Raw genomic sequence first — 6761 nt, forward strand, 5'->3', positions numbered from 1 at the left:
GAGGCTAGGTAGAAATCATCATGCAAAAGGAAACTTTAATAGTGCAATAAGTTATTATAATGACATAATAAATATGCCTGCAATATCAGATCAAATTAGAAATGAGGTAGTAGCTTTATTAGATTTTGCTAAAGACAAAAAGCCATATAAGCCTCTTATAGGTAAAACTATAATGCTTGATCCTGGTCATGGGGGTAAAGATCCAGGAGCAGTTAATAGTCATCTAAGATTATATGAAAAAGATCTCAATAATAGTTTAACAGTTAGGATAGCTAATAAATTAAAGGATTTGGGGGCAAATGTTATTTTTACTAGGGAACCTAGTGAGGATAAATATATAGATTTACCTGATAGAGCTGAAATAGTAAATAAAAAAAATCCAGATTTATTTTTAAGCATACATCATGATTCTAGTACAAATAAATCAACTACAGGCATGAGTGTTCATTATAGCACTTATAGACCAGGTTTGGATACAACTGGGACATATGTCGAGTATAATAATGGAGTATATCCTTTTATAAGAGAAATAAAAGAATGGTGGGATCCAGTAAGAAAGACTACAGATCCTGGAATAGTAATATTATATAATGGAAAAGAAAAAGTGGTAAATATTAGAGATACAATGGTATATGATGATAAATCTCCTACAGATGTAGCTACTAAGAGTGAAAAGTTTGCGAATTATCTTTTCCAATCATTATTAGAAGCAGATTATAAAAATGGATATAATTATATAAAAGATCATAATCTTCATATAACTAGATGGACAAATGTACCTTCAGCTTTAATAGAAGCAGGATACATATCGAATGATACAGAGGCTTTAAAAGTAATTAATCCTAGTGTACAAGATAAAATAGCACAAAAAGTTGTAGATGCAATAAAGAAGTATTTTAACCAATAATAATTTGTTAGAGATTTAGGACAGGTATTTTCCTCATACTTGTCCTTTATTAGTGTGTCCAATATGTGCACAATCTATAGGGTGAAAGTTTTGAGCACCAAAGGCAATATAGGTGTTAGTTTAAGACATAAATTACTTTAAACTAGCAGACATGAAAAATAAACTGAGAAAACTAGACAAGTGGATTAGGTGAAGACTCAAAGCTTGCATATGGAAAAGAGTTAGAACGTTCTATAGAAATTTGGTAAAGTTAAAAGCTCCAAAATATAAAGTGTGAAAATTTGCAAACACTAGAAAAGGATGTTGGAGAATATCAAATAGTTTAATATTAGCAAAAACTATAACTAACCAAAGGTTGGTTAGTTATAGTTTTATAAGTTTATTTTCACAGTATAAAAAATTTAGATTGTCTTAATGAACCGCAGTATATCGGATGGTAAGTACGGTGGTGTGAGAGGACCATAATTAAAATAATTAATTACCTCCTACTCGATTATCTAGAACATTAAATTATGGATAAATAAAAATTTGGTTGACTCAATTATTAATTTCCTATAAAATGGATATAGAATTTTTACACTATTTATCGACATTTTAAGATAAAATTAATTGTAAATACTGTATAATAAAAAGTAATATAAGATATAATTATTTGAGAAAGTTACAAATTAAATAGCGGATACGTGTATTTTATATCTAATAATTTGTATAATATATGAAGGAGTTTAGTTAATGAATTACTATATAGGTTTTAAAAGAATAACAGATTTTATTTTTGCTCTTTTGCTATTAATAATTGTATTACCTATAATGCTTATAGCAGCTATATTAATAAAAATAGAGTCGGAGGGACCAGTTTTATTTAGACAAGAGAGACCAGGTAAAGATGCAAAAATATTTAAAGTAAATAAATTTAGAACAATGAGAGTTGAAACTGAAATAAATGGAAGATTGATAACTGATAAGGAACGTATAACGAAAGTTGGAGGATTTCTTAGAAAAACTAGTATAGATGAGTTACCTCAACTTTTTAATATCTTAAAGGGAGAAATGAGTTTTATAGGACCTAGACCATTATTAATTCAATATTTAAAATATTATAATTCGGAACAAATGAGAAGACATGAAGTAACTCCTGGTATTTCTGGATGGGCTCAAGTGAATGGTAGAAATACAATTAGTTGGGAAGAAAAATTTAAATATGATATCTATTATGTAGACAATGCTGGATTATTATTAGATTTAAAGATAGTTTGGTTAACATTTTATAAAGTTTTAAATAGAAAAGATATAAATAATTCTAAAAATTATACAATGCCATGTTTTACAGGAAATAGAGATAATGAATAAAAAGTGGTGAAATTAAATGTCAAAGCTTATGATATTAGGTGCTGGTGGTCATGGGAAAGTAGTTGCGGAAACAGCAGAATTAATGAATAAATGGGATGAAATAGCTTTTCTTGATGATAATATTGAGTTAAAAGAAGTAAATGGTTATAAAGTTATTGGCAAATTAAAGGAATATAAATTATATAAAAATGGGTATCAGTATGCTTTTGTAGCAATTGGTGATAATGAATTAAGATTAAATTTAATAAATGAATTGTTAAAAATAGGTTTTAAAATTCCTATTTTAATTCATCCTTTTACATCAATAAGTGATAAAGTACACTTGGGAAAAGGTAGTGTGATTATGGCTGGAGCAGTTATAAATACCAATTCAATTATAGGAAAAGGGTGCATTATAAATACTTCTAGCAGTATAGATCATGATTGTATTTTAAAAGATGGTGTTCATGTTTCACCAGGAGCTCATATAGCTGGAAATGTAATTGTAGGTAATAAAACTTGGTTATGCATAGGGACAAGTCTGATTAATGATATTAGAATTGGGAATAATGTAATTGTTGCTTCAGGTGCATCGGTTATTAAAGATATAGAGGATGATGTTTTAATCGCTGGTGTACCAGCAAGAGTTATAAAGAGACATAATATAGGAGGAATATTATGATTAAACGAGAAATAATACCACTATCAGTACCAAATCTTTCGTTAGATATATTAGATAATGTAAAAGAGACAATAAAGACAGGATGGGTGTCAACTGGAGGAAGATTTATAAAAGAATTTGAAGAAAAAATAGCTAAATATGTAAAAGTAGAAAGTGCAGTATCTACACAAAGTGGTACAGCAGGTTTACATCTTGCATTGGAGGCGTTAGAGGTGGAACTAGGAGATGAAGTAATAGTTCCTACTCTTACATTTATAGCAGCAGTAAATCCGATTAGATATATGGGAGCAGAACCAATATTTATGGACTGTGATGATACATTAAATATGGATATGAATAAATTAGAAAGATTTTTGGAAAATGAATGTGATTTTATTAATGGCAAAGTAATTAATAGAAAAACTAAGAAACAAATTAAAGCTATAATAGTGGTTCATGTTTTTGGCAATCCTGCTAATATGGAGAAACTTATGGAAATAAAAGAAAAATATAATTTGAACGTTATAGAAGATGCAACAGAAGCTTTGGGTTCATATTATTTAGACGGAAAATATAAAGGAAAACATTGTGGTACAATTGGAGATATAGGAGTGTATTCTTTTAATGCTAATAAAATTATCACCACTGGTGGTGGAGGTATGGTAGTATCTGATAATCAAAGGTTATTAGATAGAGTAGCATTTCTTGGTGTACAAGCAAAGACGGATTGTCTATATTTTGTTCATGATGAAATAGGCTATAATTATAGAATGACAAATATTCAGGCAGCTTTTGGAACAGATCAGATAGATAAATTAGAGAAATTTATAGAAACAAAGATTAAAAATTATAATCTATATAAAAAAGCCATAGGAGATATAGAAGGACTTAATTTATTACCTTTTAGAACAGATGTGAGATCAAATCATTGGTTTTATTCAGTTATAGTAGATGAAGATAAATATGGTATAGATAGAGATGAATTGCTTATTAAGTTAAATAATGATAATATACAAACTAGACCTTTATGGAGATTAATTCACAAACAAAAACCATACTTAGATAATGAAGTGTATAAGATAGAAAATGCTGAATTTTATGAAAAAAATATAATTAATATTCCATGCAGTAGTAATTTAACTGAGTATAATGTAATGACAGTGATAAAGAAATTGGAGGAAATTAAGAATGCTAGTATTTAAGGTACTGCTATGGGCTAGTATATTTTTAATATTTTATTCATTCATAGGATATCCAATATCCTTAATTATGCTAAATAAAATAATAAAGAAAAAATCTATAGAAAAGGATAGCAACTTAACACCATTTGTATCTGTTATTATACCTGCTCATAATGAGGAAGATGTCATTGAAGATAAACTAAAAAACTTAATTAGTTTAAATTATCCTAAAAATTTGATGGAAACAATTATTGCATCAGATAATAGTACAGATTCAACAAATCAGATTGTGGAAAAATTTATAGAGGAAAATAAAGAATATGACATAAACCTTTATAAAGTAAATAAAAGACAAGGAAAAACAAATGCTCAGAATGAAGCTGTTAAAATTGCTAAAGGAGACATATTAATGTTTAGTGATGCTAATGCGATGCTAGATAGAGATTCTGTTCAACAATTAGTTTCATCATTTGTTTCAAAGGACATAATATATGTTACAGGAAGATTAAGGTATGTAAATAATATAAAAAAAGCTTCAAGCGAGGCTGAAAATAGGTACTGGAATTATGATCTTACTATGAGAAAAATAGAATCAGATATACAAACTATTACAGCTGGAAATGGGGCTATTTATGCTATAAGGAAAAGTGAATATATAGATTTCGATCCTATAAGATGTCATGACTCTGCTATGCCTTTATATGCCGGGATAAATAATAAGAGAGCAATATATAATGAAAATGCTTTGGCATATGAAAAAGCAGGAGAAACATCACAAGATGAGTTTAAGAGAAAGGTTAGAATGTTTAGAGGTATATTAAGAGCTATATTTGAAACTCCTAAGAAATATAATATTATTAAAAATGGTTGGTTTAGTTATTTTTATTTTGGACATAGAACTTTAAGAAATTCGTTATTCATTTTACACATAATATGTTTTATAATGAATTTATTAGTAATAAAACAAAGTATCTTTTATAATTTAATATTTTTTATGCAATGTTTATTTTATTTTTTAGCTTTATCTAAAAAGTTTTTTGGATTTGAAAATAAATTATTTTATTATCCATATTATTACTCTATGACATTAATAGCACAATTAGTAGGGGCAATAAATCAATTGACTGGAAAATCAAAGCCATTTTGGGAAAAAGCTGAAAGTACTAGATGATAGATATTAATTAAAAGAATATGTATAAAAATTGTGTAAAAGAAAATTTAGGATGTTTTTAAGTTTAGCTGATTATATTATTTAAAATAGGTTTGAAAATATTTTGGAATTATTAAACTAGTTTCTTATATTGAGAATAAGTGGAATTGTAATATTGAAGATTTAAATAAGAAGTAGAATTATTTTAAGCATGTTCTTAATAAATAAATTAAAGGGAGAGACTTCAATATGAAAATTGCAATAGCAGGAATAGGATATGTAGGGTTATCTAATGCTGTTTTATTGGCACAAAATAATGAAGTAATAGCGTTAGATATTAATCAATGGAAAGCAGATTTAGTAAATGGTAAGAAGTCACCAATAGTAGATAGAGAAATTGAGGATTATTTAAGGAATAAAGATTTAAATTTAGTAGCTACTACAAATCCAAAGGAAGCATATAAAGATGCTGAATATATAATTATATCTACACCTACAAATTATGATCCAGATAAAAATTACTTTGATACAAAAACAGTAGAGTCAGTTATTAAAGATATATTAAAAATAAATTCAGATGCAGTAATGATCATTAAATCTACTGTACCAGTAGGGTATACTAAGAATATAAGTGAAAAATTTGGAATAGCAAATATTATATTTTCTCCAGAATTTTTAAGAGAAGGAAAAGCTTTATATGATAATTTATATCCATCAAGAATTATAGTAGGAGAAAAGTCTGAAAGAGCAGAGAAATTTGCTGCTTTATTATTAGAAGGTGCAAAAAAAGAAAATATTTCAGTACTATTTACAGACTCTACCGAAGCAGAGGCAATAAAATTATTTTCAAATACTTATCTAGCCATGAGAGTGGCATATTTTAATGAATTAGATTCTTATGCAGAGATTAGAGGATTGGATACAAAGCAAATAATAGAAGGAGTAGGATTAGATCCAAGAATAGGTAGTCATTATAATAACCCATCATTTGGATATGGTGGTTACTGTCTACCTAAGGATACTAAGCAATTATTAGCAAATTATTCAGATGTACCACAAAATATAATGTCTGCTATAGTAGATGCTAATAGAACGAGAAAAGATCATATAGCAGATATGATAATAAAAAAGAAACCTAAAATTGTTGGAGTATATAGATTAATAATGAAAACCGACTCAGATAACTTTAGACAATCAGCAATACAGGGAGTAATGAAAAGGATTAAAGGAAAAGGTATAGAAGTAGTAGTATATGAACCAGTATTAAAAGAAGATGAATTTTATGGTTCAAGAGTAATAAGAGATTTAGATGAATTCAAGAAAATATCTGATGTAATAGTAACAAATAGAATGTTTAAAGATTTGGAAGATGTTGAAAAAAAGCTATATACAAGAGATTTATTTAATAGGAATTAAGATTAAAGTAATTATTAATTTTTTTGGTAGATCATAATGAAAGTAAAGTAGAAGAATATCATCAAGGAATAGATGTAACAAACGAAGTAGGAAACAAAGCAGTACAAGAAACTACAG

Annotated in this window: 6 protein-coding genes; all 6 read left to right on the forward strand. The window is 27.4% G+C overall.

Annotated features, from left to right (window positions below; translation table 11 throughout):
• Window positions 1-907, forward strand: a 907-nt coding sequence (locus tag GOQ29_RS02480) for an N-acetylmuramoyl-L-alanine amidase family protein (protein ID WP_203371050.1), incomplete at its 5' end; no start/stop codon positions are given.
• A gap of 732 nt (window positions 908-1639) precedes the next feature.
• Window positions 1640-2257 carry a sugar transferase gene (locus GOQ29_RS02485; protein ID WP_203371051.1) on the forward strand — a complete coding sequence of 206 codons (618 nt, stop codon included), beginning with the start codon at window positions 1640-1642 and terminating at the stop codon, window positions 2255-2257.
• Window positions 2258-2273: 16 nt separating this feature from the next.
• A complete protein-coding gene (locus GOQ29_RS02490) occupies window positions 2274-2918 on the forward strand; it encodes an acetyltransferase (RefSeq protein WP_203371052.1) in 645 nt (214 codons plus the stop codon).
• A complete protein-coding gene (locus GOQ29_RS02495) occupies window positions 2915-4099 on the forward strand; it encodes a LegC family aminotransferase (RefSeq protein ID WP_207750635.1) in 1185 nt (394 codons plus the stop codon). The genes GOQ29_RS02490 and GOQ29_RS02495 overlap by 4 nt, the downstream gene beginning before the upstream one ends.
• Window positions 4086-5249 (forward strand): glycosyltransferase family 2 protein, encoded by a 1164-nt coding sequence (locus GOQ29_RS02500; RefSeq protein ID WP_203371053.1) that lies wholly within the window; start codon window positions 4086-4088, stop codon window positions 5247-5249. Before GOQ29_RS02495 ends, GOQ29_RS02500 begins: the two co-directional genes overlap by 14 nt.
• A gap of 228 nt (window positions 5250-5477) precedes the next feature.
• Window positions 5478-6644 (forward strand): nucleotide sugar dehydrogenase, encoded by a 1167-nt coding sequence (locus tag GOQ29_RS02505; RefSeq protein WP_203371054.1) that lies wholly within the window; start codon window positions 5478-5480, stop codon window positions 6642-6644.
• Window positions 6645-6761 lie beyond the last annotated feature (117 nt).

The sequence above is a fragment of the Anaeromonas gelatinilytica genome (assembly GCF_016820635.1).
Classification (GTDB): Bacteria; Bacillota; Clostridia; order Tissierellales; family SIT17; genus Anaeromonas; species Anaeromonas gelatinilytica.

Coding starts and splice junctions, on each gene's coding strand:
- GOQ29_RS02505 (WP_203371054.1), top strand. CDS start 5,478: ATGAAAATTGCAATAGCAGGAATAGGATATGTAGGGTTATCTAATGCT.
- GOQ29_RS02485 (WP_203371051.1), top strand. CDS start 1,640: ATGAATTACTATATAGGTTTTAAAAGAATAACAGATTTTATTTTTGCT.
- GOQ29_RS02490 (WP_203371052.1), top strand. CDS start 2,274: ATGTCAAAGCTTATGATATTAGGTGCTGGTGGTCATGGGAAAGTAGTT.
- GOQ29_RS02495 (WP_207750635.1), top strand. CDS start 2,915: ATGATTAAACGAGAAATAATACCACTATCAGTACCAAATCTTTCGTTA.
- GOQ29_RS02500 (WP_203371053.1), top strand. CDS start 4,086: ATGCTAGTATTTAAGGTACTGCTATGGGCTAGTATATTTTTAATATTT.